Source organism: Natronococcus pandeyae (genome assembly GCF_008122205.1).
In the GTDB taxonomy this organism is placed as follows: domain Archaea; phylum Halobacteriota; class Halobacteria; order Halobacteriales; family Natrialbaceae; genus Natronococcus; species Natronococcus pandeyae.
This window is the reverse complement of the sequence record NZ_PHNJ01000021.1, coordinates 1-23,958: the sequence shown is the minus strand read 5'-3', so window position 1 is coordinate 23,958 and position 23,958 is coordinate 1. Positions and strand designations below refer to the sequence as shown.

Annotated in this window: 20 protein-coding genes and 2 pseudogenes; 7 read left to right on the top strand and 15 right to left on the bottom strand. The window is 53.3% G+C overall.

Annotated features, from left to right (window positions below; translation table 11 throughout):
• Window position 1 precedes the first annotated feature (1 nt).
• A complete protein-coding gene (locus CV102_RS23640; RefSeq protein ID WP_187433098.1) occupies window positions 2-976 on the bottom strand; it encodes an LLM class flavin-dependent oxidoreductase in 975 nt (324 codons plus the stop codon).
• A 100-nt stretch (window positions 977-1,076) separates the two neighbouring features.
• Here CV102_RS23640 and CV102_RS23635 point away from each other — a divergent pair, with 100 nt between their 5' ends.
• Both CV102_RS23635 and CV102_RS23630 read left to right on the top strand, forming a co-directional pair.
• Window positions 1,077-2,114: a Gfo/Idh/MocA family protein gene (locus CV102_RS23635; protein WP_187433097.1), complete on the top strand. Its 1,038-nt coding sequence runs from the start codon at window positions 1,077-1,079 to the stop codon at window positions 2,112-2,114.
• Window positions 2,115-2,172: 58 nt separating this feature from the next.
• The gene (locus CV102_RS23630; RefSeq protein WP_148860470.1) at window positions 2,173-3,324 is read left to right on the top strand and encodes a hypothetical protein; all 1,152 of its coding nucleotides are present in this window, start codon (window positions 2,173-2,175) and stop codon (window positions 3,322-3,324) included.
• Window positions 3,325-3,333: 9 nt separating this feature from the next.
• On the opposite strand, the gene CV102_RS23625 is transcribed toward CV102_RS23630, so the two are convergent.
• From CV102_RS23625 to CV102_RS23615, 3 genes are all read right to left on the bottom strand, one after another.
• A complete protein-coding gene (locus tag CV102_RS23625; RefSeq protein WP_148860469.1) occupies window positions 3,334-4,116 on the bottom strand; it encodes an IclR family transcriptional regulator in 783 nt (260 codons plus the stop codon).
• A gap of 724 nt (window positions 4,117-4,840) precedes the next feature.
• Entirely contained in the window at window positions 4,841-6,868 is a 2,028-nt protein-coding gene (locus CV102_RS23620) for a TRAP transporter permease (RefSeq protein WP_148860468.1), read from the bottom strand.
• A gap of 65 nt (window positions 6,869-6,933) precedes the next feature.
• Window positions 6,934-7,896, bottom strand: coding sequence for a TAXI family TRAP transporter solute-binding subunit (locus CV102_RS23615; RefSeq protein ID WP_187433096.1), 963 nt, complete (start codon window positions 7,894-7,896; stop codon window positions 6,934-6,936).
• 164 nt (window positions 7,897-8,060) lie between these two features.
• Here CV102_RS23615 and CV102_RS23610 point away from each other — a divergent pair, with 164 nt between their 5' ends.
• Both CV102_RS23610 and CV102_RS23605 read left to right on the top strand, forming a co-directional pair.
• Window positions 8,061-8,861, top strand: a complete 801-nt coding sequence (locus tag CV102_RS23610; protein ID WP_148860466.1) for an IclR family transcriptional regulator — start codon at window positions 8,061-8,063, stop codon at window positions 8,859-8,861.
• A 224-nt stretch (window positions 8,862-9,085) separates the two neighbouring features.
• Window positions 9,086-10,339: a M20 family metallo-hydrolase gene (locus tag CV102_RS23605; RefSeq protein ID WP_148860465.1), complete on the top strand. Its 1,254-nt coding sequence runs from the start codon at window positions 9,086-9,088 to the stop codon at window positions 10,337-10,339.
• Between the two features lie 27 nt (window positions 10,340-10,366).
• Here CV102_RS23605 and CV102_RS26900 read toward each other — a convergent pair.
• From CV102_RS26900 to CV102_RS23585, 5 genes and pseudogenes are all read right to left on the bottom strand, one after another.
• A pseudogene (locus CV102_RS26900) lies at window positions 10,367-10,499 on the bottom strand (IS630 family transposase); the annotation flags it as partial.
• Between the two features lie 442 nt (window positions 10,500-10,941).
• Window positions 10,942-12,063: a tyrosine-type recombinase/integrase gene (locus CV102_RS23600; protein ID WP_148860503.1), complete on the bottom strand. Its 1,122-nt coding sequence runs from the start codon at window positions 12,061-12,063 to the stop codon at window positions 10,942-10,944.
• 170 nt (window positions 12,064-12,233) lie between these two features.
• A complete protein-coding gene (locus tag CV102_RS23595; RefSeq protein ID WP_233710803.1) occupies window positions 12,234-12,455 on the bottom strand; it encodes a hypothetical protein in 222 nt (73 codons plus the stop codon).
• Window positions 12,452-13,054 (bottom strand): nucleotidyltransferase domain-containing protein, encoded by a 603-nt coding sequence (locus tag CV102_RS23590; protein WP_148860464.1) that lies wholly within the window; start codon window positions 13,052-13,054, stop codon window positions 12,452-12,454. Before CV102_RS23590 ends, CV102_RS23595 begins: the two co-directional genes overlap by 4 nt.
• A 260-nt stretch (window positions 13,055-13,314) precedes the next feature.
• Window positions 13,315-13,527 (bottom strand): hypothetical protein, encoded by a 213-nt coding sequence (locus tag CV102_RS23585; protein ID WP_148860463.1) that lies wholly within the window; start codon window positions 13,525-13,527, stop codon window positions 13,315-13,317.
• A gap of 718 nt (window positions 13,528-14,245) precedes the next feature.
• Here CV102_RS23585 and CV102_RS23580 point away from each other — a divergent pair.
• Complete coding sequence (locus tag CV102_RS23580) at window positions 14,246-15,121, top strand: ParA family protein (RefSeq protein WP_148860462.1); 876 nt, start codon at window positions 14,246-14,248, stop codon at window positions 15,119-15,121.
• Window positions 15,118-15,537, top strand: a complete 420-nt coding sequence (locus CV102_RS23575) for a hypothetical protein (protein WP_148860461.1) — start codon at window positions 15,118-15,120, stop codon at window positions 15,535-15,537. Before CV102_RS23580 ends, CV102_RS23575 begins: the two co-directional genes overlap by 4 nt.
• Window positions 15,538-16,030: 493 nt before the next feature.
• On the opposite strand, the gene CV102_RS23570 is transcribed toward CV102_RS23575, so the two are convergent.
• A complete protein-coding gene (locus CV102_RS23570; RefSeq protein ID WP_148860460.1) occupies window positions 16,031-16,867 on the bottom strand; it encodes an alpha/beta fold hydrolase in 837 nt (278 codons plus the stop codon).
• Window positions 16,868-17,477: 610 nt separating this feature from the next.
• Here CV102_RS23570 and CV102_RS23565 point away from each other — a divergent pair.
• Entirely contained in the window at window positions 17,478-17,981 is a 504-nt protein-coding gene (locus CV102_RS23565) for a hypothetical protein (RefSeq protein ID WP_233710802.1), read from the top strand.
• A gap of 311 nt (window positions 17,982-18,292) precedes the next feature.
• Here the strand turns inward: CV102_RS23565 and CV102_RS23560 are convergent, their stop codons facing one another.
• The 5 genes and pseudogenes from CV102_RS23560 to CV102_RS26895 all read right to left on the bottom strand — a co-directional run.
• Window positions 18,293-18,553, bottom strand: a complete 261-nt coding sequence (locus CV102_RS23560; protein WP_148860459.1) for a hypothetical protein — start codon at window positions 18,551-18,553, stop codon at window positions 18,293-18,295.
• A gap of 494 nt (window positions 18,554-19,047) precedes the next feature.
• Window positions 19,048-20,322: an orc1/cdc6 family replication initiation protein gene (locus CV102_RS23555; protein WP_148860501.1), complete on the bottom strand. Its 1,275-nt coding sequence runs from the start codon at window positions 20,320-20,322 to the stop codon at window positions 19,048-19,050.
• A 969-nt stretch (window positions 20,323-21,291) separates the two neighbouring features.
• On the bottom strand, window positions 21,292-22,536 hold the full coding sequence (locus CV102_RS23550; protein ID WP_148860500.1) for an RNA-guided endonuclease InsQ/TnpB family protein: 1,245 nt from the start codon (window positions 22,534-22,536) through the stop codon (window positions 21,292-21,294).
• Window positions 22,537-22,774: 238 nt separating this feature from the next.
• Window positions 22,775-23,146, bottom strand: a complete 372-nt coding sequence (locus tag CV102_RS23545) for a hypothetical protein (RefSeq protein ID WP_148860458.1) — start codon at window positions 23,144-23,146, stop codon at window positions 22,775-22,777.
• Between the two features lie 657 nt (window positions 23,147-23,803).
• Window positions 23,804-23,958, bottom strand: a pseudogene (locus CV102_RS26895) (RNA-guided endonuclease TnpB family protein); the annotation flags it as partial.

Genomic DNA, 23,958 nt, shown 5'->3' with positions numbered 1-23,958 from the left:
GTCACCTCACCTGGGAGATCACATCGTCGCCGAAGCGCTCGATGCTCCGAAGCGCGACGTCCTGATCCATTCCCGGGAATTGCGTACGGAAGATGAGTCGGTCAACGCCGATATCGCGGTACAGTTCGACTTTCTCGGCGACTTCTTCGGGCGTTCCGAACAGCAACTGATCTTCGATGTCCTCCCAATCGGGACGGCCTTCGAACTCAGGGTTGCCCCACTTGATGTACTTCGTTTGCAGGTCGATTAGGTACGGGTCAAGGGCGTCGACCGCCGCCTCGGTTGACTCCGCGACGTAGCCGTCGACCATGATCGTTACGTGCCCGTCTTCGGAATCCTTACCGGCTTCCTCGAGCGCATCGTAGTAACGGTTTATGTCCGCCTCCAACTGCTCGGGTTCAGTGATCGCCGCCGTAAAGCCATCACAGCGGTAGGCGGCTCGCTTGATTGCCACTTCCGCACTGCCGCCGCCGAGAATCGGCGGGCGTGGATCCTGGATCGGTTCGGGGCGCACGAACGCGTCTTCGAACGAGAAGTGCTCGCCATCGTAGTCGAACCGCTCGCCTTCGAGCAGCCGCTTGGTGATCGCCAATCCCTCCATGAACCGCGAGACGCGATCGTCCATCGGCACGCCGAAGTTCTCCAGTTCGCTCTCACGGTAGCCCAACGAGACGCCAAACGCGGCGTTGCCATCCGTGAGGTGATCGAGCCCCATCATACGCTCCGCGAGGTGAATCGGGTGGAACACCGGCAGGATCAGGATGTTCGCCAGTATTTTCAGCGAGTCGGTGTGCGTCGCCATCGCTGTCAGGCAGGTGAACGGGTCGTAAAATCCTTCTTCGTAGAAGTGCCGTTGCCCCACCGCGGCGACGTCGTACGGTTGCTCCTCGAGCACGTCGAGTTGCTCGAACATATCTTCGAAGTCAAAATCATTGCGCTCGTCGCCGTACTGATTCAGGTACAAGCCGAACTCCATACCTATGGTATGGTTCGTACTAGCAAATAATTGCTTTCCCCCGAACAAAACCAGACGTAACTGTAAAGTCGCCGGTCGGGGAACACTGGTAACGATTTGCATGACCCGAAACGTCGGCATTGTCGGGCTGGCGTCGTTCTACGGCCCGGCATACGCGGCACGGGCGGTCGACCATCCGAATACGACCGTTGAGGGCGTCGTTTCGAGGACCGATCCCGACGATCTAATGCGTTTGGGACGTCCGACGACCGAAACGTTTGCGACCCGGTACGACTGTGACGTTTACGACGATGTTGCAGCACTCGCCGACGACGCGGACCTGCTCGTCGTCGCGAGCCGGACGACGCGGCGGGCGGCCGATGCGGTAACGGCGCTCGAACGGGAGTGCCCCGTTCTCACCGCCAAACCGGCCGCCGCGACGGTTGACGATGCGTGGAAAATCGCGGAAGCCGCGAGCGAGTCGGTGCCCGCAGTGACGACCTGTCCTGCCAGGTTCGACGATGCGATCGGCGAACTCGCACGGCGCGTCCACGACGGCGGGATCGGTAAGCCCGTTTCCGTCCGCGCGTCGATCAGGCACGACCGCGTTCCGGAAGACGGGATCGACGTCAACGCCGAACACGCCCCCGATCAGGCGGGAGCCGCGTACGCGATGGGGTACTACACGGCCGACCTCGTGGAGTGGCTCGCCGACGCCACGCCGGTTCGAATCGCCGGCGAACTCGACAACGTGAACACGCTGCACAGCGCGCATCCCGATCTGGGGGGCGCGACCGTCGCACACGAGGACGGGAGCCAGAGCACGATGACGCTAACCTACTCGACGGACTGTCGCGAACGACTCGGAAACTGGGAGGCGGAAGTCGTCGGAACCGACGGCGTGCTCCGGTCGGCTCATCAGGGCTACGAGGGGATACACTGGCACGCTGGCCCGCCGGACGACCGCACGACGGAAGCCTTCGGACGGACGCAGAGTCCCATCCTCGACCGCCAGTTCGGCGCGTTTCTTACCACCGTCGAGAGCGGCGAGTACGGGTTTCGGGTTCCGGATCCCGACGAGGTAGCGTCGGCGCTCGAGCTCTGCAGCGCCTGGAAACGGTCCGCGAGGTCGTCCAAGACCGTCACCCTCGACCGGTGATCTCCGTACACCCGTACTGGTCACAAAAACTAAGCGAGTTACTGTGGTCTGTTCACACATGAAGTTCGCGACCTGGGCGTACCCGTGGGATCTACTCGACGAAGGTGTCGACGACGCAGTCGATCGCCTGAACGAGATCGGCATTGACGAAATCAACCTCGCGACGAACTACCATACCGTGCAGGCATTTCTCCCGCACAACCCCGAACGCAGAACGTTCTTCGCCGATGCCAGCGCGTACTTCCAGCCCGGCGAGTACGCCGACGTCGAACCGGTGCCGAACGAGACGATGGGTGACGGCGACTGGCTCGAGACGATCGCGAGCGAACTCGAGGACCGGGACATCGCGCTGAATTCCTGGACCGTCGGCTGTCACAATTCTCGACTGGGGATGGAACGACCCGAACTCACTCTCACGAACGCGTTCGGCGACGATCTCGCGTTCGGTCTTTGTCCCTCGAACCCGGCCGTTCAACAGTACCTCGTTGACCTCGTCGGCGATCTCGACGATCGAGACACGTTTGATCGAATTGAACTGGAGACGTTCGACTACTTTTACGGTACCGGGTTCGGCTGGCATCACGACAAGTTCCACGCTCGTCTTGGCCCGCTTGGCGAGTTCCTCTTCGGCGTCTGCTTTTGCGATCACTGTCGTTCGAACGCGAGCGATGCGGGTGTCAACGTCGAGCAAGCGAGAGCCGCCTGTCGTGACACCGTTGACGCGATCGTCGACGGAGGCCTCTCTCGGGATGTCGACGTCGCCGGATGGCTGCGAGATCATCATCCCGTAGCGGCGTACCTCGATGTCCGGGAGCGGACGCTCGTCGATCTGTTCGCCGATATTCGATCGGCGGTCGACGCGGAGCTCGGATACTACGTCGGGTTCCTCAGCCCGGATACCGCATGGAAACACGGGGCGGACCTCGAGCGACTCGCGGAGCACGTCGATTACTACACCGTCATCACGTACGAATCCTCGGCGGGAGAAGCGGCAGCCGCGATGCGAACTGCAGACTACGTCACTCCCGAAATTCCGCTTCATGCCGGGATCCTCCCCGGCCACCCCGAGATACACGACGAAGTGACGACACGGCAGGTCGTCGACGCCGTGATCGACAATGGAGCGGAACGAGTCTCGTTCTATAATTATGGACTGCTTCCCGACCGGAACCTGGATTGGATCACGAGTGCGACGGAGCCGTATCGATAAGAACCCGTCTCAGTAGTGGTTGTACCGTAGCTCGGCGACGTTCCTGCTGTGAGCGAGTTGCTCGAGTAGCTTGTCGTCGATCCCGCCGTCGAGGAGACGGCTCTGCGGTCCTGACACCGAAAGGGCAGCGACCGCGATTTTGCGGTCCGTATCGAGGACCGGAACAGCGATCGACGCAACCCCTTCCCGCCGGTCCCCATCCTCGACCGCGTAGCCCTGATCGGCGACGGTGTCGAGTTCATCGAACAGGGCATCAGAAGTCGTTACCGTCGCCTCGGTCGCTTCGGGAAGTCCGTGCGCTTCGACGATTGCTTCGACTCGATCCCTCGGTTTCCAGGCGAGCAACGCTTTCCCGAGTGCAGTCCAGTGCATGTGCGTGTACTCGCCCGTAATCACGTTGTCGTAGACGGCCTCCTCCGTTTCGGCCTTGTACAGCAGGAATCGCAATCCATTTTGTTCGACGCCCATATCGGCCATCTCGTTGGTCTCTCGTGCGAGGCGATCCACTTCCAACTTTGCCGCCTCGTACGCCTTCTGCTGTTTTCGGGCGTGTCCACCGTGTGTCAGAAATCGCAATCCGATAGCGTACCGCCCGCCGTCGTTGACTACGTAGCCGAACTGTTCGAGCGTCTTGAGATAGACGTGAACAGTACTTCGAGACATGTCGAGTTCGGCCGCGAGTTCAGACGGACTCGCGTTGTCTCTAGTTTCTAGCGATTCAACAATCTTGACGGCGTTTTCGATTGCTTGAATGGTCTGTTTTGGCCCGTCCCCCAGTGATTGTAGTGGCATACTCTCTCTATCACGGCCGATCGAGAAAAGTCTATCCTGATTTATGAGGATAGACCTGTCCAACAATATTGAACAGGTGTGACAATGAGCCCTATTGCAACGGTACTTCACGAATAATAAAGATGGTTTCTCGCACGAGAAGACGAACAATTCGTCGCTCAGTTCGACAAGGGGTGCTCATTCAACATAGTTGGACGAGACGTGTTGGCTCTTATTTACGATAATACAGATGTAAAAGAAGAGCATGAGTACCGTCTCGCTGCGGTGTTTCTGAGACCGCAATTTTCGCATATACCGTCAGCATACAGTTCAGTCATCGCTTATCGATACTAAAAATACTGTAGCGACGACCAGGCATTGTTCAGATTAGCTGGTTCCAGCAGTTTGCGTAGCTCTAGAGCCATGTTTCGGCGGTTGCTGGATCGGTATTTCTGAAGAAGTTTCCAAACTGGGAGGTTCGTCGTTTTATCTTTTGGGAGAGACGTTTGACAGCGTTCCGATTTTCGTGTTTTTCATATCGAAATCGGAGTCCGTGATCGTGAAGTGCAGCTTTGAGCCCTGGTGCTGAATCGACGAGAAACACGGCATCGGAGGGAGCGTATTTCTCGATCAACTATACAGGAAGACCGAACAGTCGGCGGGAGGTCACCGTAATCACCCCCGATGTACGGACTCCCGTAGGGATTCATTATCCCAACTCAAATTATGTTAAATAAGGAGAGTATCAATCGTTTCCTATTGGATAGTTTGTATCTGTCTTTTCGAACGAATGATGCCTTGCTGCAACAGCAATCACACCAAGTAGTGCAGGAATGTCGGTTTCAATCCCCGACATCAATAACATTAGGCCACATGAGAACAATATAATACGTTCTATCTTCGTGGCCTTTTTCAAGAGATACCCTTCAATCCCGCCAGAAATTGCAACAACTCCAATACCGGCTGTGAGGACGCCGAGGAGTATCGTCATTGTCCCACCCATGAGGAGCAACTCGTTGCCGTAAACAAACGCGAACGGAATGAGGAAGCCAACGATTGCGAGACCAACCGCATCGATTGCTACGCTCCATGGGTCGGACTCAGAGATGCCGCTCGCAGTGAAGACCGCCAACATCACTGGTGGAGTGATTGCGCTGAGAATGGCAAAGTAGAACACAAACATGTGTGCCGGGAGCGTGTCGACACCGAGTTCGATGAGCGCTGGGGCCCCCAGTGAGGCGACGACAATGTATGCCGCGGTCGCTGGTAGCCCCATCCCCATGATGACTGAGGCAATCATCGTAATCACGAGAGCGATGAAGAGCGTCCCTCCCGAAAGGCTCGTAACGAGCGAGCTAAAGACCAATCCGAGGCCAGTCAGGGTAACGATCCCGACGACTATTCCTGCCGTTGCACACGCTGCTGCAACGATGAGCGTCATCCGGATCCCACGATCGAGCGCTTGAATCAGTTTCTGGACGGTGCTATTCAGAATACGGTACGTTTCTTCCGTATCCGCTCGTCGCAGTGCGGTGCCGAATCGCTTTAGCGCATCGAGGGGCACTGCTACAATCATCGTGAGGATGATCGCTACGAACCCAGCAGTCATTGCGGTCCAGCCCGTCAACAGCATGTAGACGAGCACGACAATTGGGATCAGATAATGAAACCCGTTTTTGAACAGCTTTTTGCCATCGGGGAGTTGGCTCGATGGGAGTCCCTCTAGACCCTCTTTCTTCGCTCGGAAGTGCACTGAGAGGAGAACACACCCGAAATACAGTACTGCCGGAATCGATGCTGCAATGATGATCTCAGAGTACGAAATCCCGGTGAAGGCTGCCATGATGAACGCCCCAGCTCCCATAATCGGCGGGAGAATCTGACCGCCAGTCGATGCCGCTGACTCAACGGCCGCCGCATAGCGTGATTTGAACCCTGTCCGTTTCATTAAGGGGATGGTGAAGGCACCGGTCGTCGCGGTGTTGGCAACGGAGCTGCCGTTCAGACTCCCCATGAACGAACTTGCAATGACAGAAGTCTTTGCTGGTCCCCCCGACATCTTTCCGGTTACACTGTAGGCCAGGTCGATGAACCAATCACCGATTCCAGTCACTTCGAGAAATGCGCCCAACAGAATGAACAACACCACGTATGTGGCACTCACGTCTAGCGGTATCCCAAACAATCCGTTCGTCGAGAGGTACAAGTGGGAGACGATCCGTTCATAGCTGTATCCAGGATGGGACAGTTGCATTGGCCACAGCGGACCAGTATAGGCATAGACAATGAAGATTGCTGCGAGCGTTGGCAGGATGATCCCCGTCATTCGGCGCGTAATCTCGAAGACGAGGAGGAGTGCCACCACTCCGAACAAGATGTCGACTGAGTTGGGATTTCCGGTGCGTGCGGCGAGATTGTTGTAACTAAGCGCCCACGAGACGTACAGGACTGCTGGGAACGTTAGGGTGGCAAGCAGCCAATCGTACCAGGGGACGTAGCTCTTCGGCTCACCGGTATGGCTTTCGTACCAGATGAAAACGAGCGATCCAAGAAACGCCAAATGAATCGGTCGATTAATCAGCGCTGTTGGGATTCCGGTTCCAGCCGTGATCAGATGGTATGAACCGATAACGACGGCCAGAAAGACCGCGGTAAGTTTCGTCTTCTCCTTGATTGGTCGCGGGGCTGTCCCACTCCAGTGGCTACCAGTTGTTGCCGACTCTTTATTTGAATCGGCGAGATTTATTTCGGGTGTTTTGTCCTCTACACTCATAATAGTAGTATTCAGGTCTAACTCGTGGTGGTGTGCTTACTCACAGGGTGGTTCTCTCTGCGTCATCACATACCCAGTTCGTCTAATGCAGACTGGGCACCGGGGTGATACTCGGTGGGTGATTCGCGGGCAAATTCCTCGAAGGACTCTGCAGACTGATGTACATCGGACAACCGACTCACGTTCTCGAGTGTGCTGGTCGTGAGATCGGCGGCGAGATCCTCACCCATGTTTTCGTTGACGACGACCGTGTTCAGTTCGGCTGGGTTCGGTGCAGCCTCCTCCTGCCCATCGTACGTACCAGCAGGAATTTCATGAGTCTGGTAATAATCCAACTCTTCACTTATAGCTTCCAGATCCTCTTCAGGAAAGTCGATAAATCGAACGTCGGCTTGCGTGAATAACTCGTCCACCGAGGGACCGGGAATCCCAATCGCATAGATACCGGCATCGATGTGCCCGTCGAGCATTGCATCCGTCGTTTCGTCGAACGAGTATTCGTGGGCATCAACATCGTCGTAGTCCATATCATAGAACTCGAATATGTCTGCGGCCTTCGTTTCAGTCGCACTTCCCAGATCGCCAACTGACACAGCGTGCCCTTCTAGATCCTCGAACGTCTCGATGTCTGAATCGGCCTGAACCACGACGTGGGTCGGATTCATATACGTGCCGTGGAGTGCCTGCAATGGAACCGTTTCCTCGAAGTCACCCTCCCCGTTCACTGCATCAGCGATTGCGCTCTCTCCCATGAGCGCGACTTCAACCTCGTCATCCAACAGCCGAGCGTTTTCGACGCTTCCGCCGGTCGACTCGACAGAGGTCTCCAGGTCGAGATCGTCGGCCCAGACGTCTGCCATACCACCACCGAGGGTGTAGTAGACACCCCCAGTCCCGCCAGTCGCCATCGTTACGAACTCGTCACCGCCAGACCCGCCGACCTCGTCTAAACATCCGGCGACAGCAGCTACAGCGGTAATACTCCCTACTGATTTGACGAACGTCCTTCTGTCTGAATCGTATGACATGCTTATGATTGGCATTCCAGACCAGTATTATAAACATACCGATTCTTGATGAAGATCTGTTGGAATGTCAAATACTGATTCGCATGCGAGCACGAACGCCAATTATCTTCGGACACCGTTCTCGAAATAGGAACAATTATGAGTTGGAGCTACCTTCCATGTGTATGGCTGATACCCCTGATAGCTCCCGTCGCACACTTGAGACCGTTTCTCGGGCCTGTGATATCATCAAAGCGCTTGAACAGCTCAACGGTGCAGGTGTGACAGAATTAGCAAACCATCTCGATCTGTCTAAAAGCTCGACTCATTCATACCTTGCGACGCTCCAAGAAAAGCAACTTGTCGTGAAAAACGGCAATACATACTCTCTGAGTTTAGAATTTTTGTACCTCGGAAAAACAGTACGCTACCAACATATCCTCTTTCAGCACGGGAAAGACCAGACCGAAGAGTTGGCGGAGGAGACCGGAGAATTTGCCCATCTAATGTGTGAACAACACGGCTTAGAGAGGAATATCTACAAGGTTATGGGTCCGAACGCGATCGGAAACGAGTACCACACGAGCAAAGAACAGAATCCGGACTACCTCCACTTTACGTCTGCCGGCAAAGCGGTTCTCGCCCATCTTCCAGAGGAGCGTCTTCACGAAATCGTCAATAGACAGGGGCTGATTTCTAAAACACCGAATACGATCACAGACATCGACACCCTCAATGCGGAATTAGCGACCATTCGAGAACAAGGGTATGCAGTGAACGATGAAGAAGAAATCCGAGGAATTCGGGCGGTTGGGGCGCCGATTTGTAGCCCGGAGGGCATGGTTCTCGGGGCGGTTAGTGTCTCTGGACCCACAAGCAGACTCAGCGGTGAGTTCTATGCTGAGACCGTTCCTGAGAAAGTTGTCGAAAGTGCAAATATTATCGAGGCGAATATCAATATGTCCACCAAAAAAAGTCAGTTTTGAGTCTTTTACAGCAGTATGGGTGTAAAAAGCCTTCGCGAAACTCAGGGAATGTTCTCATTTGGAGAACGCCATTTATGATGCATTCCCTGTAGCTTTCCGATGATAATAGCTGGAGACGGTGGATTGTCAGACAACTCCGCAAACAGTGGGTCAATAGGGGCACGAAAACCGCCTACATGTAACATTCCGAAAGGTTTTAGAACTATGATGGAGGTTGGAACATTATGCAGGTGAACCAGCAGCGCCTCCAAACGGACCTCCTAGCCAACGCTACGTTTGGTGAAATAGAGACTGCCGATGGATACGGCCGGACGACACTGACTGGAACAAAAGCCAACAAACAAGCTCGAGACCGGTTGATCGATCAGATGAACGAATTGGGGCTCGAAATTTCGATCGATCCGATCGGGAATATCGAGGGGCGCTGGATTCCGGATGGAGTCACACCAACAACAGAACCAATCGTTGCCGGCAGTCATCTCGACTCTGTTCGTCACGGCGGTATCTTTGATGGCCCTCTCGGAGTCTATGGAGCACTTGAAGCCGTTCGGACCATCCAGGAGGCAGACAAAGAGGTGCGGAGACCCCTTTCAGTCGTGTCTTTCACCGGTGAGGAGGGGGTCCGGTTTAAAAATGGGTTGCTCGGCTCATCCGTAGTAACGGACTCACGATCACTTGAACGGTCCCTAGCGTTCGAGGACGACCAGGGGACCACAGTCAAAGAAGCTCTAGAGTCGATTGATTATCGTGGCAACGATGAAATTAGCGTCGCGAACTGGAGCGCATGGCTTGAACTCCATATTGAACAAGGTACGATCTTAGAAGAGAACAATCATAGCATCGGAATCGTCGACGGGATAACCGGGATAACGAACTGTCGCGTAACCATCTCAGGCGAAGCAAACCACGCTGGTGCGACGCCGATGCCCGAACGCCAAGACGCGCTCGTCGCCGCGAGTCAATTCATTCTGGACCTTGAGCAGGCGACCAATGAGATTGTCAAGGAGAGAAGTGCAACAGCTGTCGGAACGGTCGGTGAAATCCACGCTACACCAAACACTAAAAACGTGGTGAACGGAGAGGTCGAAATATTAATCGACGTGAGGGATACTGACTACGAGTCGATGAATCTGATCGTTGATGCCGCACAATCGAGCCTCCAAGAATTAGAAGAACAGCGTGGTGTCGATACAGAAATCGACCGCTATCGCGATCAACGCCCTAGCCAAATTTCACAGCGGTGTATCAACACGGCGATCCAGGCGGCAACAAATAACGACATCTCGTACCAGATCATGAGCTCGAGTGCGATGCATGACACGGCAAACATTACAGATCAATCCGAATCTGTGCTCCTGTTTGCACCCTCTGCTGATGGTATCTCACACAATCCGCAGGAGTGGACCGCCTGGTCTGACTGTGCCGATGCAACGCAAGTGCTCGCTGATACGATGTACTCACTTGCCTCTCGAGACTAAACAGTTATTCGCCACAACTAGTGGATATTAGAAATAGTTTCTCACTTCGGGTATAGAAAGTTGATCAAGAACGGGTCGGTCGCTGCTGTGAGTTCAGTTAAGAATCAAAGAACCGGTTGCTGAGAGCGGCTTGGAGTTGTCTCCAGAACTCCTCAACCGGTTTGGTCAGGACGGAATTGGGTAGATCGCCCCACCAGTTCCGCCGAATATCGAGGTCTGTAGCGGCAGCGCTGTCTGGAATGTCGTCCAGCTCCGGATAATATTAAGGTAATGACATAAATGACCAATTCGATCGAGGTCCCGTGGCGATCACGTTGGTCGATTCTGCTGAAATTACGCATGTTAGCCCCGCTAAACAGTATAGAATCTCATCTTCTGCAAAAGGTAATCTATATAGTGTTATAGTGTTTATAGAATTCTGTACTCGCCGGTAGTACTTTACACACAGTCTGTAAACCCTAATTTCTCATATATCGTTAGACGGTCATCGAAACGGGTTATGATGGAAAGAGAAAATAATACCCGCTTCCCCCGAAAAGCGTTTAAACTGAAGGTATATTCCGAAAGGTTGTCCTGATAAGCTAGTCGTAACTAACTGTTGATTATTCTCGCACCTCATCAATCGACTTAGCGACGTCCTCTGCTTTGATATCCGAGTACGCCTCATGCGTCGTCTCGATGGACTTGTGACGAAGTGCTGACTGTGCCAGCTCCGAATGGCCGCTCTCGTACAGTTCCGCGCCGAGCGCCCGTCGTGCGCCGTGGGGTTGCAGGTACTCCTGGTCCCCCTCGAGTTCGATGCCAGCCTCGTTCGTGAGTCGTTTCAGGATCTGCCGACCGGCCTCTTTGGTGATCGACGGCGGCGCGACCTCTTTCTCCCAGCAGATCGCGTCGATATCGCTGCCTGGTTCCGGGCGCTCGCCCGTTGCTTTCTCAACGGCCGCGTACTTCGAGGCCGCGTGACCGGTCGGGAAGACGGGCCACTCGTCGATCGGCGGCTCCTGGACTCGCTGCAACCTTGAGAGTGCGTTGTGAGCTGCTTCAGTGAGGCCGACGGGTTCGTGGTCGCGAGACTTCCCGAAGACCGTAATCCGGCCGCGCTCGAGGTCGACATCGCCCCACTGCAAGCCGTTCCGGTCGTCGTCGTTTTTGTCTCGAAAGAGTTCGGCCCCACGGACGCCGAGTTCCGCGAGCAACACGACGGCGGTTCGGTCACGATAGGCGCGCTCGAGCGGCGTGTCGATCACCTCCCGGCGTGCCTGTTCGACACGTTCGTCCGCGTACGCGAGGAGTTGTTTGCGCTGTTCGGCCGTCCAGAACTGTGTCTCTCTGGTTGACGTGTCTTCGGGAAGGAACTCCTCGGCGCTTTCAGTGTCGGCGGGGTTGCTGTTGATGAGCTCGTCGCGAACGCAAAACGAGAGGAACGCTCGAACGTAAGCGAAGTACGTGTTCGCCGTTGAACCGGCGATCTCCCCGTTTCGTTTCCGGTCGGCGAGTCGAAGCCCGAACTCGCGGCAGTCGCCTGACTCGAGTTCGTCGACGCGTTCGATCCCTTCCGACGTGCAAAATGCTTCGAAGAACCGGAGCGGTGGTTCCATCGACGAGCGACTGCCGCCCGACTCGAGTTTGTGTGTGAGGTAGCGGTCGACGGCGTCCTCGACGGTCTTACCCCCACGGTTGCGGGCTCGAGAATGAGTTGTAGCCCGCGAATTTCCTGAGTCCATGATGCTCACTGTGGGGTACAGCTTCGACCCACCTAAATCTACTTGGTTAAATCGGCATTTAGCCAAGTAAGTTCACAAATCGCTCTACCGTGCGTTTCCATAATCCTCGAGCCTTGTACCACCAATCCCGGATTTAGTAAACTAGATGCCGCTATACAGAATTTTGCCACCTATTTCGAAATCGAGAACTGTGCCCTCTTCCTCATGACGACTGTGAAGTGGCCATTGCGGTCGAGCAGGAAGCCCGCGGCGTCGAGGAGGCGACATGCCTTCCGCATTTGAAGGACAGCCGAGTCAGAAATGTGTTCGAGCCCCACCTCCGGATTTTCGGGCTTTCTCTGAAAGGCATCCTCGACATCACCGAGAGCTTCCTCGAGTTCTTTCGAGGTCACTCGACATCACCTCCAAAGAGATCGCGCTTTATTCGCCGAAGTGTCTCGCTCTCCTCGAGGGTAATTCCTTCCCTGAAGATTGGTCGGAGGTGTTCCCCCCGTCTGTGGGCACTCTCAGACGACTCAACGAAGACCTCGAATTCATACCGTTGACCATCGATCGGTGTCTCCTCGAGTTCACGTGCGACGTCTGAGACGGTTCGCCGTGCGGTCACCAGTTCATCGTCATTATCAACGAGTACAAAGACGTCGAGGTCGCTCACGCGGTCAGCCTCTCCGCGTGCAACGCTTCCGAAGCAGACGACTCCGGCGATCGACGATAGTTCCTCGTCGATTCGGTGTGCGAACTGCCGAAGCGGTTCTCGGAACTCAGCTTGAGAAATCTCGAGAAACGGGTCGTCGGCCTCGTGTAATCGTCGCTCGTCGATTCGATAGAATGTTTTGTTACCGGTATCACGCCTGACTACCAGCCCCATCGCTTCGAGTAATGAGAGTGCTTTTGAAACACTGGGACCACCGAACCCGGTGAGCTCTTGCAGATCTCGGTTTCCGAACTCGGTAGACGGGTTCTGGGCAGTAATCTCGAGGATGTCATCCATCGCTTCGTACCTGAAAATCTGCTCCTCCGGTAGTGGTAGTCGTAGCAGTAGATAGTAGCGCGGTTTCTTTATTCAGAAACAGAGAGGAATAGATGTGCCGTCTATTTTCTTATTGAGCGATTGATTCAGAACTGAAAATCCCAATAAGTATCTTGAATATGACGATTTCCAGTAGTTGGCAATACGGTTTCTTTATTCAGCGTGGTGCGTGAAACTCACGGTACGTACAGGACGAGTAAGCAACGGACCAACCAGACAAACTATTTTTCAGATGACTGTTCATCGACAGTTGCAAGCACAGTTTCCATCCCCGTAAACAGTCCGTGAACGGTGAGAAACAAACCAGCGAAGAACAATATGCCAATAATAAAGATTACTCCGCCGTAAACCTCTGGGTCTGTCGCGGTAGAATACATCCAATAGCTGAGTGGGATACCCGTAACTATTTTCAGAGTATGTGTGATATATCTCATAATAAGAATTAATAACTAATATAATATAAAAGTTCGGTTATACGATGATGAATAAGCACACGTAGTTACCGAACAGTCCGATTCAGTTTCAAGAAAGGGATTGTGTAAATAAGCCTCGATACCATCTACTGCTACTGAACCCTCTGAACCTAGAAATGTACTCGATGGGTTGTTTCAGAGTAAGGACGTGTGATTAGAAATGATGTGAGTTTCACCCCTATAACTGAATAAAGAAACCGCGCTACTATCTACTGGTAGTTCAACGTTCATTCGTTACACTTCATATAATGTGTTATGCCACATATGACAGTTTTCGGTATCGAGCCCTGAGTACGAGGAAAACCTATGACTTCAGCCGCGGGATAGAATCGATTTATCTATGATATCCATTCATAACGTTCACCCATCGTGTTCACTCATCGTGTTCACTCATCGTGTTCACTCATGGTGTTCACGAATGAACCCCATCCAGGAATGGTTGGGTAACATAGAGTGAAGGCCAGTTTCCAAGGAGCAAAATAATCAAATATTTGTCTAGAAGGACGACAGCATTCCAGATCCCGATTGAAAGGCCCTCCTAATCACCACCCAGCCATGATGTTCGCGGCCTACGTTCACTCCTGATGTTCATTGATGTTGTTCATTGCATCAAAGAATGACCTGAAGACATGAACGTGTCTGACGTACATTCAAGATGAATGAGTTTCATGAAGAGAGTATGTTAGCGTATTCGACGTATAGTGAAGCCGGAGGAGTCGGGAAGACTTCCACAGCAGCGAATTTGGCCGTCGCGCACGCACGCGCGGGACTAAAACCACTTGTCGTTCCACTTGACCCGCAGGACGGGAATCTCTCCCGACTATTTGGCGTGGACGATCAGCGGACGGAACCCGTTGACAACATCGTCCGTCACATGATCCGGCGACCAAAAGGTGATTTCGATGACCTCGTCCGGTCTGCCGAGGGTGTCGATATCGTTCCCGAACACAACATGCTCTCCGACCTTGCAGAGTACCTTCGGCGGGAGAAAGAACAAGCGGAAGCGATGGGAGAAGCGTTCGGGATGCACGCACAGCTCCTTCGAGTACTCCGCGAAGCAGGCGTACCGGAAAAATACGACGTCCTCATCTGTGACCCACCAGCGACCGAGGGACCACATCTCTACAACGCCATCCACGCAACTCGATCGTTGGCGATTCCTGTCGAACCCACTGCCAAGGGTCGAGCAGCAGTCGAAGGGTTAGAATCACTCGTCGCCGGCCTCGAGGATCAGCTGGAGGTCGAAGTCGGCGTACTCGCGGCCATCCCGATGGGGTTCAAGAACACACGGGATCAGCGGCAGATCCTCGACCAAATCGAGTATCCAGTCCCAGAAATCATTGGGGAACGAGCCTCCCTGATGGAAGGGTGCTGGATGGAGCAATGTTCGGCGTTCAAGTACGTCCGCGAGTTCCGCGACCGACAACGCGACTACGAGATCGAAACGCTCGCGCAGTTCGATCGAATCGCACGGCATCTGGAACAAGACGTCGGCCTTGAGGCGCCCAACCCACCCGAGCCGGGTAACCTGACCCACGAGGTGATGTCGATATGACTGGGATGAAAGAGGGCGCAGGCGAGAATCCGTTCGCCGAAGATCCAGATCCGACAGCATCGGAAACGGAGAAGGAGACGAACGCAACCGATACCGAAACGTCGACCGAGACCGAAACCGAGTCAACAATGAGTTCCAGTTCTGAATCGCAGCAGTCACAACGCCAGTCGATGCAGATCCCCTACAAGTTTCGACGTGACGGCGTCCAGGACGGACGTGACCGAGTCCCGCTCTTCCTGCAACCAGAGACGAAGCGCGCCGAACGGGATGCCCTTCGAGAACTCGAGAAGCGGTTCGACGACGACGTCTCTCTGACCGATCTTCGTGAAGGGCTTATGATGGTTGGGCTCGATCACCTCGACGAAGTCGAAGAACAACTGGAAGAATGGGGGCATGGGATGACGTTTGATACCTGACCAAACCAGATCGAGATAGGGTACTGTCGATATAAACTATTCATCGCTATACTCTTCCTCGGACCCTGTGAAGGCAGAACTTTGGGGTCGAGTTCGTTGGATTTCGAGAGTCGCCCCGAAGCAAAATCCCACTCTGAGCCACCAACTATCAGTAAATAGTAATACGATTTATTTATTATATCCGAAACTAACTCGGGAAGTTCGGTCAGTACAGGTCACATGCCTACCGTCACTGCAATTCCAATGAACATGAGCAGTAGTTGGTAGTACGGTTTCTTTATTCAGTATAGGCCACGAATCTGAATCGGTCGATTCGTTACCTACAGATGCGTATTGACCGCCAGTGATTCTGGCAATTCTGAGGAAAGTTCTAAGCACAGTGCAAGATGTAGAGCCACTATTCAACACAGTGAGGTTACTGGCACTATCGAGCTGTCTGCTCGGGTTTGGTGCCCATCGAAAGACTGCCAAAGATGGGGCGAGCGATCGTCGGTCAGATCGATACCTGTTCGTCGGCAAGAAACTCGCCGATCTGGTCGGCCACGGGCTCCGGTGAAACCGTGGGTGCCAAGTGTCCGATGTCGGCGATCTCGCGCACTCGGGTGTCAGCGACGTGCTCGGCCACGTAGGTCACCCCTGTCCGAAGTAAGGGCCTCGATCGGCCCCCTTTTAAGAGGAGGGTCGGAACCGTGATTTTGGCAAGGCTCGATGGATCGGTTGGTGGAGCTTCGGTTTGCTCAAACTGTTTGAGGACCAGCGGGATGGTTGGTGCCAGCTTCTGAAATTCGTTCGAGTCAGTCATGGCACCCATCTCCTCGTCGGTCGCCACGCCCTCGAAGAACGCTCGGGTTGCATCGATGAGGCGACCTTCTCCAGCGAGCGTCGCCATCCGTTCAGACAGTTCGCCGAACTCTGCGGTCTCCTCCTCGTCAAGCGCCTCGGAAATGAACGGCTCGTAGGAGACGACTGCGTTGACCGCTGTGGTGTGCTGTGCCGCACCGAGGACCAGGCTACCGCCGCCTGACTCTCCAACGAGTGTAACGGGTTCACCGATGCTCTCGACGAACGTAGCGATGTCCTGTACGTGCCGTTCAGTCGATTGATTGGCGTGATCCTCGCTCTGACCGCGGCCTCGAAGACTCATCGTATAACAGGTGAAGCGATCACTCAGGAACGGCACAATAGGCTTCCAGGTTGCCTCCACTCCCAGCGGGCTAGGCACGAACACCAACGCCGGTCCTTCTCCATACACGTGCCCGACGATCTTGGTGCCGTCGTCGGTCGTGATTCGGTGGATTTGCTCCTTGTTCGTCGGTGTTTCTGTACTCATTGGGCTATTTTCTCCATCCAAATTCGATTGCGGTTTTAGTTCTATCTACGAGTGTGACGGTTTCTCTTTCAGTCGTTTCATCTGGTGGTGTTGCCTCACGCATACCTGAGTTCCTCGGTGGCTCCCTATTCGTCCCAGTTACATGATGGTAACCTCCGCGAGATCTGCAGACGTTGAAAAAGACGCAACGGGTGACGAATCGGGCGTGGCCGATTTGCGCCCTCTATTCAGCAGGCCACTTTTGACAACAATCGGAGGGGAAAATACTGGCCCGATAACTGTACTACCTGTACTTAACGCGAGTTTCACACAAGAATTTGAATAAAGAAACCGTGCTACTATCTACTGTGAGAAATAGGCCGAAAATCCGATAAAACAAGACTCCACCGGTAGTGAGCGAATCCTCCTTCAGCATCCCAGGATATGAAATACGCCGCACCTTATTCGGGAATAAAAACTGAACAAGACCCATAACAGTAGATAGTAGTACGGTTTCTTTATTCAGAAATTTGTCTCCAAATTGGGTGATTCGGTACTACGTGTACAGATTGCTCAAATAGGAGTTTGAGTTTCCCGAAGGCATATGGCCATTCACGTCAAATATTTGAGTGTGAATCGTCGGAAATTCCTTGTCATCGGTGGTCTCGGTTTTGGAACGGGCGGGTATTTCACATGGAACTGGTATCAATCTCCTTCCCTGCCAGACGGAATGAATGTTGATACACTGTATGTGAGAGGAAATGTATTCGGCGAGCCAAGTCCAGAGGATCATCAGGTAGGCCCAAGAGAAGAGCATCATAGAATCATTGAAGACGAAGAAACAGCAGCAGGCGAGATTACCTTCGGCGATTCTGCAATCGAATTTGTCGAAGAGACCGATTTCGACAACTCGTATCTCATAATCATCCAAACAGGGATGCAAACCGAGCCTGATCTTGCACTGGAGGCGATCTCCCGCACAGATGGTGGACTTCACCTTGACGTAACTGTGGAACACCCGTGGTGGCGGGGCGTGAATGATGATTTGGGAACCCATTCATTGCTCATCAGAGTTACTGACGAAAAAGACGACACACCTGAGTTAGTTTCGGTAGATATTGAAGGATACGTCTAGATCAAATCTGTAGTTCATATATTCCGACCATCTCTTTTAAACAACAGTAGATAGTAGCACGTTTCTTGATATTCATCATATAGCTGAATAGTCCTAAGATGCTAACTGCTCCGAACAACTGTTTGAGGGTATCGATGACCTGGTTTTTGATTTCATCACCCGCGACAACGACGAGGGGGTTCTCAGTTGGTGCATAGACGTTCATTTCACGCCCTTTTTCGGAATACCACGTGTCAGTGACCGTTACCAGCTCAGCGTCTTGGAGATTTGAAAGGTGGTGTAACGCATTTTGAACGGATGTATCAGCTACATCACCCGGCGCTCTCGGTAGATGCAAGCAGCGAGGAAGCGTTGCTCCCGGAGGTTCGTGGGCTCATCCAGCGGTACGGCCATAGGGGATCGAGACCGGCTACAAGAAGCTTCAGCAGTTCCGTCTGCGGACGACCTCGAAGCAGCACCAGGACCGCTATTTCAACTTCGCGTTCGCGTGTGTACTGTACAGGCGGCTGGTTGATCTTCTCGTGAATCGCCTCGAGGTCAAGTGGTTCGAGACGCCAAAGGAGTCTCGTCATACTGCAAGACCGGAGGTCTTCCATAGATCGCAAACGCTTCGCGTTTGCTCACTCACGAAAATATATGATTTTGTACCACCTCGAGGCACTCGGCCTGCTCCACCTGTAGAGCGAACACATCGATAGAGGGGTGGGTCGTAATCGAGGGAGTCCAGAACACATCGATAGAGGGGTATCCGGAGCAAATCATTAATTTTCACACTTTTTAACCAGTTCGACACATAGCAATAATAGAATTCAGAAACAGCAAATACAGCATCACACTATCTAAAACTCCCAGATACACATCGATAGAGGAGTCCTGCATTTCAAATTATGTAGGACACCATAACGCATTAGTATCTCAAATGGAACATCATCCTCTCATTTGTTTGTGGTATCGCTCGTGGGATGATACCAATCGTTCAGCACACATCGATAGAGGGGTGTCTCCAATTCGACGAAAATACCGTTACAAGTCCAACACAATCACGACAAAAGGTACTCTGCAACAATTATTTCGTATTGTGGAGTTGCGCTCGTACGACCGATTGAACTTCCTCAGAAGAGACAGACTCGAGACGAGAGTCCTCGCGAAGCGTCTCGAGAATCGTGTCCGGCCGCTCGCCAAACCGGAACTCGAGAAACATTCCTGAGCTCGGGCCATGACTCCGACGCTCGAAGTCGACCAGCGAGTATGTCGTCAGTTCCTTCATTTTATTGACGTAGGTTTCCTGGTGATACTGGTCGGCGTCAATAGAATCGGTCAAGAACTGATAAACGCGGTATCCGATTGTGCTTCGAGCCGTCCCATCGTCGGTTTCTGCCGCGACAGTCGCTGTTGCGTACAAACAGAGCTTCTTCTGTGTACTGATTCCCCGAATGACCTCGAGGACGCGGTTTTTCTCGACCTTGTCCTGCGCTCTCCGTACGTGCTTTTCACGAACTCGTTCGTTACCCTCTCGTTCGGCGAGTTCACCAGCAACCCGCATCAGATCGATCGCCTTTCGTGCGTCACCGTGCGTCTGGGCGGCAAACGCAGCTGCTAGTGGAATAACATCGTCATCCAAGACGCCCTCATAGAAGGCATCCTGTCGTCGACGCAGGATGGCCTGCAACTGATTGGCGTCGTAATCGTCAAAGTGGACGTCTTCCGGGGTGAACGAACTCAGCGCCCGACTCCCGACCGACTCCATCATCTTCGTATCGTTCGAGATCGCGACAACCGAGATGTACGCGGTCAGGTCGTCGCTGGCACCGGCACGCGACAGCTGATAGAGTAGTCGAGAGAACGCCGGGTCCTGTTTATCCCGCCGCCCAACGAGCATATCGAGTTCGTCCAGGACGAAGACGACAGAATCGAAATTCTCGTTGACGATCCGATACAGTTCGTCCCACTTTTCTTTCGTCGCGACTCCGTGTTTCGGGACTTCGACGCTAACTCCGGCCTCCTCCGCAGCGCAACTGGCAAGTTCGTAAACCGCAACACCAAGGGTATCGAGGTCCTGGCAGTTCACCTCGATCGTCCCGAAGCGAATGTCGCGAGACCGGCAGATACGGCTGATATTTTTACAAACGGCTTTCGTAATAAGCGATTTTCCGGTTCCAGAGGGACCGTAAAGAAAGAGATTCGGTGGTCGATTATCACCGAGTGCGACCCGGAGCATCTTCGTAACTTCCTGAAGTTGCCTGTCACGGCCGACGATTCGATCCTCCTTAACGATGTAGTTCGGGTCGAGAAGCGAGCGCTCGCGAATCAATCCCTTCTGATCATCGAACTCCAGCAGCATTTCCTCGATCGATCGGGAATCATCGTCCGATTTGTCAGTGGAAGGTGCCGAGGTCGATGACGACTCCTCATCAGTTGTTGTCACGGTCGGGTCGTTTTCAGGGGGGATAGATTCACTTCGATCGTCTGTTCGATCCACGGTCTCTGATCGATCAGACTCGGCCGGTCGGGTGTTGCTGTTCGGCAGATCGTCGGAGTTACCCCGATCAGCGAGATCCGATTGATCCGACGAGGGCTCTGGATCGGAAGAATCCGATGAGAGCCTCGATTGTGTCGTTCTCTTATCCTCCGAGGTCTCTTGTTCAGGGCGAGAAGACTCGGAGTCGTCAGTACCCATGCTAGATGGACACTCAGGGAAGGCTCAAAAAAGTTTGCACCAGTATCGAAGTGAGATTCATCGTTTCAGATATTGCATCTACTACAAACACGGGTTTTGGTCAGATGCCAGGAGATAATTCGCTGAGCGGCGACGAAGTGTTGGACTGGTCGGACTCCTAGCACAATTTCCTCGAGTTCGGGAGACTCGAGTTGAGAGAGACACCCCTCTATCGAAGTGTTCGATGTCTTTCGAGGGAGGGGGGTCAACTACGATATTCAGTATGATTGCTGCCCCAGAGAATAGCTCAAACCTTGGAAACACCGGTTTGATAGCCTAAGATACAGATTTGTTTTGATCTATTCTTCATTCTTCTTCTAGCTTTCTAGCTAGAACACTCACACACCCCTCTATCGAAGTGTTCGATGTGTTCTGCAATGGTCAAGATACTGTTCTTCTGAGAGCAACAGTATTATTCTGTTTTGCTCGACGTATCTATCACTGGAAACCCACAGAAATCCCCTTCTCATCACTTCTCTTGCTCATTTTCAGTTGTCTACTTCTCTCGATTGTCCCTTCGACCGGTTTCTTGGACCTCTACACGAACACTTTAAACACATCGATAGAGGGGTGTCTGTGTGAACCACCTCGAGATCAATCCCCGAGGCTTCCCGTTTCAACGACGCGACTTGCAGAGACAGAGGACGAGTCCTCCGCATCCACAGTGGTCGCAGTCTCCACGGGCGTAACTTCGGCCTGTCCCAGACCTAACTCCTGAAGACCACGAGCGAGAACATTGTACGACGCATTCGCGTCTCTGTCCGCTTCGAATCCGCATGACGGACACGAGTGTTCTCGAACCCACAACGGTTTATTTGTCTCGACACCGCACTCCGCACACTCTTTGGTCGTGCCACGCGGATGCACTTGCTCGACGTACGTGCCGTACAAGTCGCCTTTATACTCCAGCATCCCGATGAGCGAACGCCACGCTGCGTCCTGCTTGTTCCGCGCGTTTCCTTCGGACTGGAGCATTCCAGCCACGTCGAGGTCTTCCACGAACACGGCGTCGTACGCTCGGACGAGCCATGTGGTGAGCTTGTGCTGGAAGTCCTCAACCTTCCGCTTAATCCGCCGTTTGATTTCGGCTACCTTCTCGCGTTGGTTCTCCCAGTTGGAGCTGCCGCATTGTTTTCGGGAGAGACTTCGCTGTTCGCGGCGTAAGCGGTCGTACTCGTCAGAGAGGTCGAGCCAGTCCATGCTGTCGCCGTCGCTCGTGTAGATATAGTTCTGGATGCCCAGATCAACGCCAACACAATCCTCAATATCTAAGTCGTCCACATCGAGTTTCTCGGGGAGTGCGGTGTCTTCGACGTCGAGGCCGAACGTAACGTACCATTCACCGGTCGTCTCCTTTTTTAATGTGACTTCTTTGATAGTGACGTTGTCAGGGAGTGGTCGGTGATAGCGGATGGAAACGTCACCAATTTTGGAGAGCCAGAGCGTGGCAGTCCGACCACTCGTGTTGTTGAGTTCGAAGCCAGACTGCGAGTAGGTGATGCTCTGGTACTCTCGCGGTGACTTCCACTTAAGCCACCCAACATTGTGACCATTCTTTTTCTTCTCGGAAAGGATGCCGAGGTTATCGTAGAATCGTTTGACGGTTTTCTGCAACGCTTTCGAGTGAACTTCCGAGAAGATAGGCCACATATCCTTCCAGTCAGGGAGTCGCTTGTGGTGTTGGTACGCGGTTCCGACGTTTTGTGTGTCGGTGTCAAGAGTTGTGTACTCGTAGCGAGTATGGTTGTATGCTTGACGGTGGATGTCGATATGGCGTTCCACTTCCGCAGTTACTCCTGTTTGGTCAGGATAAGCGCGGTAGCGGTAATCGTACCACATCGCTGTAATAAGGTACTCGGGACAATTCGTTGTAAAACTATGGTTTATGTCACCTTCACCCATAGGGTCAATTCCTTGGTATTAATCTAAAAAAATATAAAGAATATACAAAATCTGAATACGTCCGTCTACTCGAGCATATTATTGGTTCTCTTATATACTATAACTACACATCGATAGAGGGGTGTCCGGATTCGTTCTTCTCCTGGCAGCGAGATCGGTTGTATTCCTGTTTCTCTTACCGTTTTGGATTGACTGGAGCAATATACTCGTTCTCCCAGGAATCTCCATCACGCCATTGCCAGTAATAATAGTGGTAGCCAGGTTTCGTCTCCTTCGTCGTAATGTATGCGCCGCTCGCAGGTACAGTTTCGTAGTCTTCTGGATCAGTCGAGACATCACGTTCTTCGAGATCCTCGAGTTCACCTTCACCAACTTCTTCTTCCGCCCGTTTTTGCTCGAGCTCGCGATCACGTTTCGCTCGCTTCCAAGCTGCGAGGTCTTCAGCATACTCTGCGATCGCCTCGAGACGGTTCGGTGACTGGTTCTCGAGTGGCTCCCGCACATATGCTGGGAGGTCGGGTACAGACGGTTTTGCTGGCTTCTCCATAGTTACCCCACGTTGCCCTCAATGTTAAAATCGTGGGGTAACTTCGACCGTCTAGCCCTTCGTGCAACTATACCGTCTGTCTCACAACCTTTTCTCTGTCCTGAAACGTCCATTAATCAGGTGAAAAAAGTCTGTCAAGGCCTTTGAGAACGAAGGGCGGCCAATTGTCGTTGAGGTCCTTTTTGAGTCCTTCGGTGAACCCGCTTTTCGAGAAGAGTGCGAATTGTTCGTCTCGATCTCTTGGTCCTCACGGACGTTCTCTGCTTTGGCTCAAAGATTCGTGATGTGTGGCAGGTTCCCCGTCTCAGGTACCGCATAATGGTCCACAGGCTGTTGTCAGGAGAAGCCACGTGATCTACAGGTGGACCGGATCGAGTATCTTGGGTTGTGTCACTTACCCCTGACTAAAACCGTGGGTTTGATTGTGGGATCCCTTCCTCGGCACATTCTGGCGAAATCGACCCCACTAACCTTCTTCACTACTTGTGTTCATTAGTTGTGTTCACTACCGAACAAGCAGGTCTTTACAGTGTGAGGTTCCTGCGTGCGAGGGTGATCGTCCTCGCCGACATGGAAGATGCGTTCGACTTCTAGTACGCGGTCGTGACATCCTCCTCGCCGTAAACGGCGAGGCTTCCCACGCATGGGGAATATCAGTTAGTCGTCGCTGGCAGAGGGTTTCGACTCTTGAAATGCCGTGAGCGTCATCTGCGCTGGTACGCTCTTCTCACGGTGAGTCGTGGCGGTGTCACAACCGCTCCCATCCCGTGGCGAGTCATCGCGTTCCGCCTTGTCAAGCGGGACGCTCTCTC

Bases quoted from the DNA above. Each gene is read 5' to 3' on its own strand.
- CV102_RS23640 (WP_187433098.1), bottom strand. From the start codon at position 976: ATGGAGTTCGGCTTGTACCTGAATCAGTACGGCGACGAGCGCAATGAT.
- CV102_RS23635 (WP_187433097.1), top strand. From the start codon at position 1,077: ATGACCCGAAACGTCGGCATTGTCGGGCTGGCGTCGTTCTACGGCCCG.
- CV102_RS23630 (WP_148860470.1), top strand. From the start codon at position 2,173: ATGAAGTTCGCGACCTGGGCGTACCCGTGGGATCTACTCGACGAAGGT.
- CV102_RS23625 (WP_148860469.1), bottom strand. From the start codon at position 4,116: ATGCCACTACAATCACTGGGGGACGGGCCAAAACAGACCATTCAAGCA.
- CV102_RS23620 (WP_148860468.1), bottom strand. From the start codon at position 6,868: ATGAGTGTAGAGGACAAAACACCCGAAATAAATCTCGCCGATTCAAAT.
- CV102_RS23615 (WP_187433096.1), bottom strand. From the start codon at position 7,896: ATGTCATACGATTCAGACAGAAGGACGTTCGTCAAATCAGTAGGGAGT.
- CV102_RS23610 (WP_148860466.1), top strand. From the start codon at position 8,061: ATGGCTGATACCCCTGATAGCTCCCGTCGCACACTTGAGACCGTTTCT.
- CV102_RS23605 (WP_148860465.1), top strand. From the start codon at position 9,086: ATGCAGGTGAACCAGCAGCGCCTCCAAACGGACCTCCTAGCCAACGCT.
- CV102_RS23600 (WP_148860503.1), bottom strand. From the start codon at position 12,063: ATGGACTCAGGAAATTCGCGGGCTACAACTCATTCTCGAGCCCGCAAC.
- CV102_RS23590 (WP_148860464.1), bottom strand. From the start codon at position 13,054: ATGGATGACATCCTCGAGATTACTGCCCAGAACCCGTCTACCGAGTTC.
- CV102_RS23585 (WP_148860463.1), bottom strand. From the start codon at position 13,527: ATGAGATATATCACACATACTCTGAAAATAGTTACGGGTATCCCACTC.
- CV102_RS23580 (WP_148860462.1), top strand. From the start codon at position 14,246: ATGTTAGCGTATTCGACGTATAGTGAAGCCGGAGGAGTCGGGAAGACT.
- CV102_RS23575 (WP_148860461.1), top strand. From the start codon at position 15,118: ATGACTGGGATGAAAGAGGGCGCAGGCGAGAATCCGTTCGCCGAAGAT.
- CV102_RS23570 (WP_148860460.1), bottom strand. From the start codon at position 16,867: ATGAGTACAGAAACACCGACGAACAAGGAGCAAATCCACCGAATCACG.
- CV102_RS23560 (WP_148860459.1), bottom strand. From the start codon at position 18,553: ATGACGAGACTCCTTTGGCGTCTCGAACCACTTGACCTCGAGGCGATT.
- CV102_RS23555 (WP_148860501.1), bottom strand. From the start codon at position 20,322: ATGCTGCTGGAGTTCGATGATCAGAAGGGATTGATTCGCGAGCGCTCG.
- CV102_RS23550 (WP_148860500.1), bottom strand. From the start codon at position 22,536: ATGTGGTACGATTACCGCTACCGCGCTTATCCTGACCAAACAGGAGTA.
- CV102_RS23545 (WP_148860458.1), bottom strand. From the start codon at position 23,146: ATGGAGAAGCCAGCAAAACCGTCTGTACCCGACCTCCCAGCATATGTG.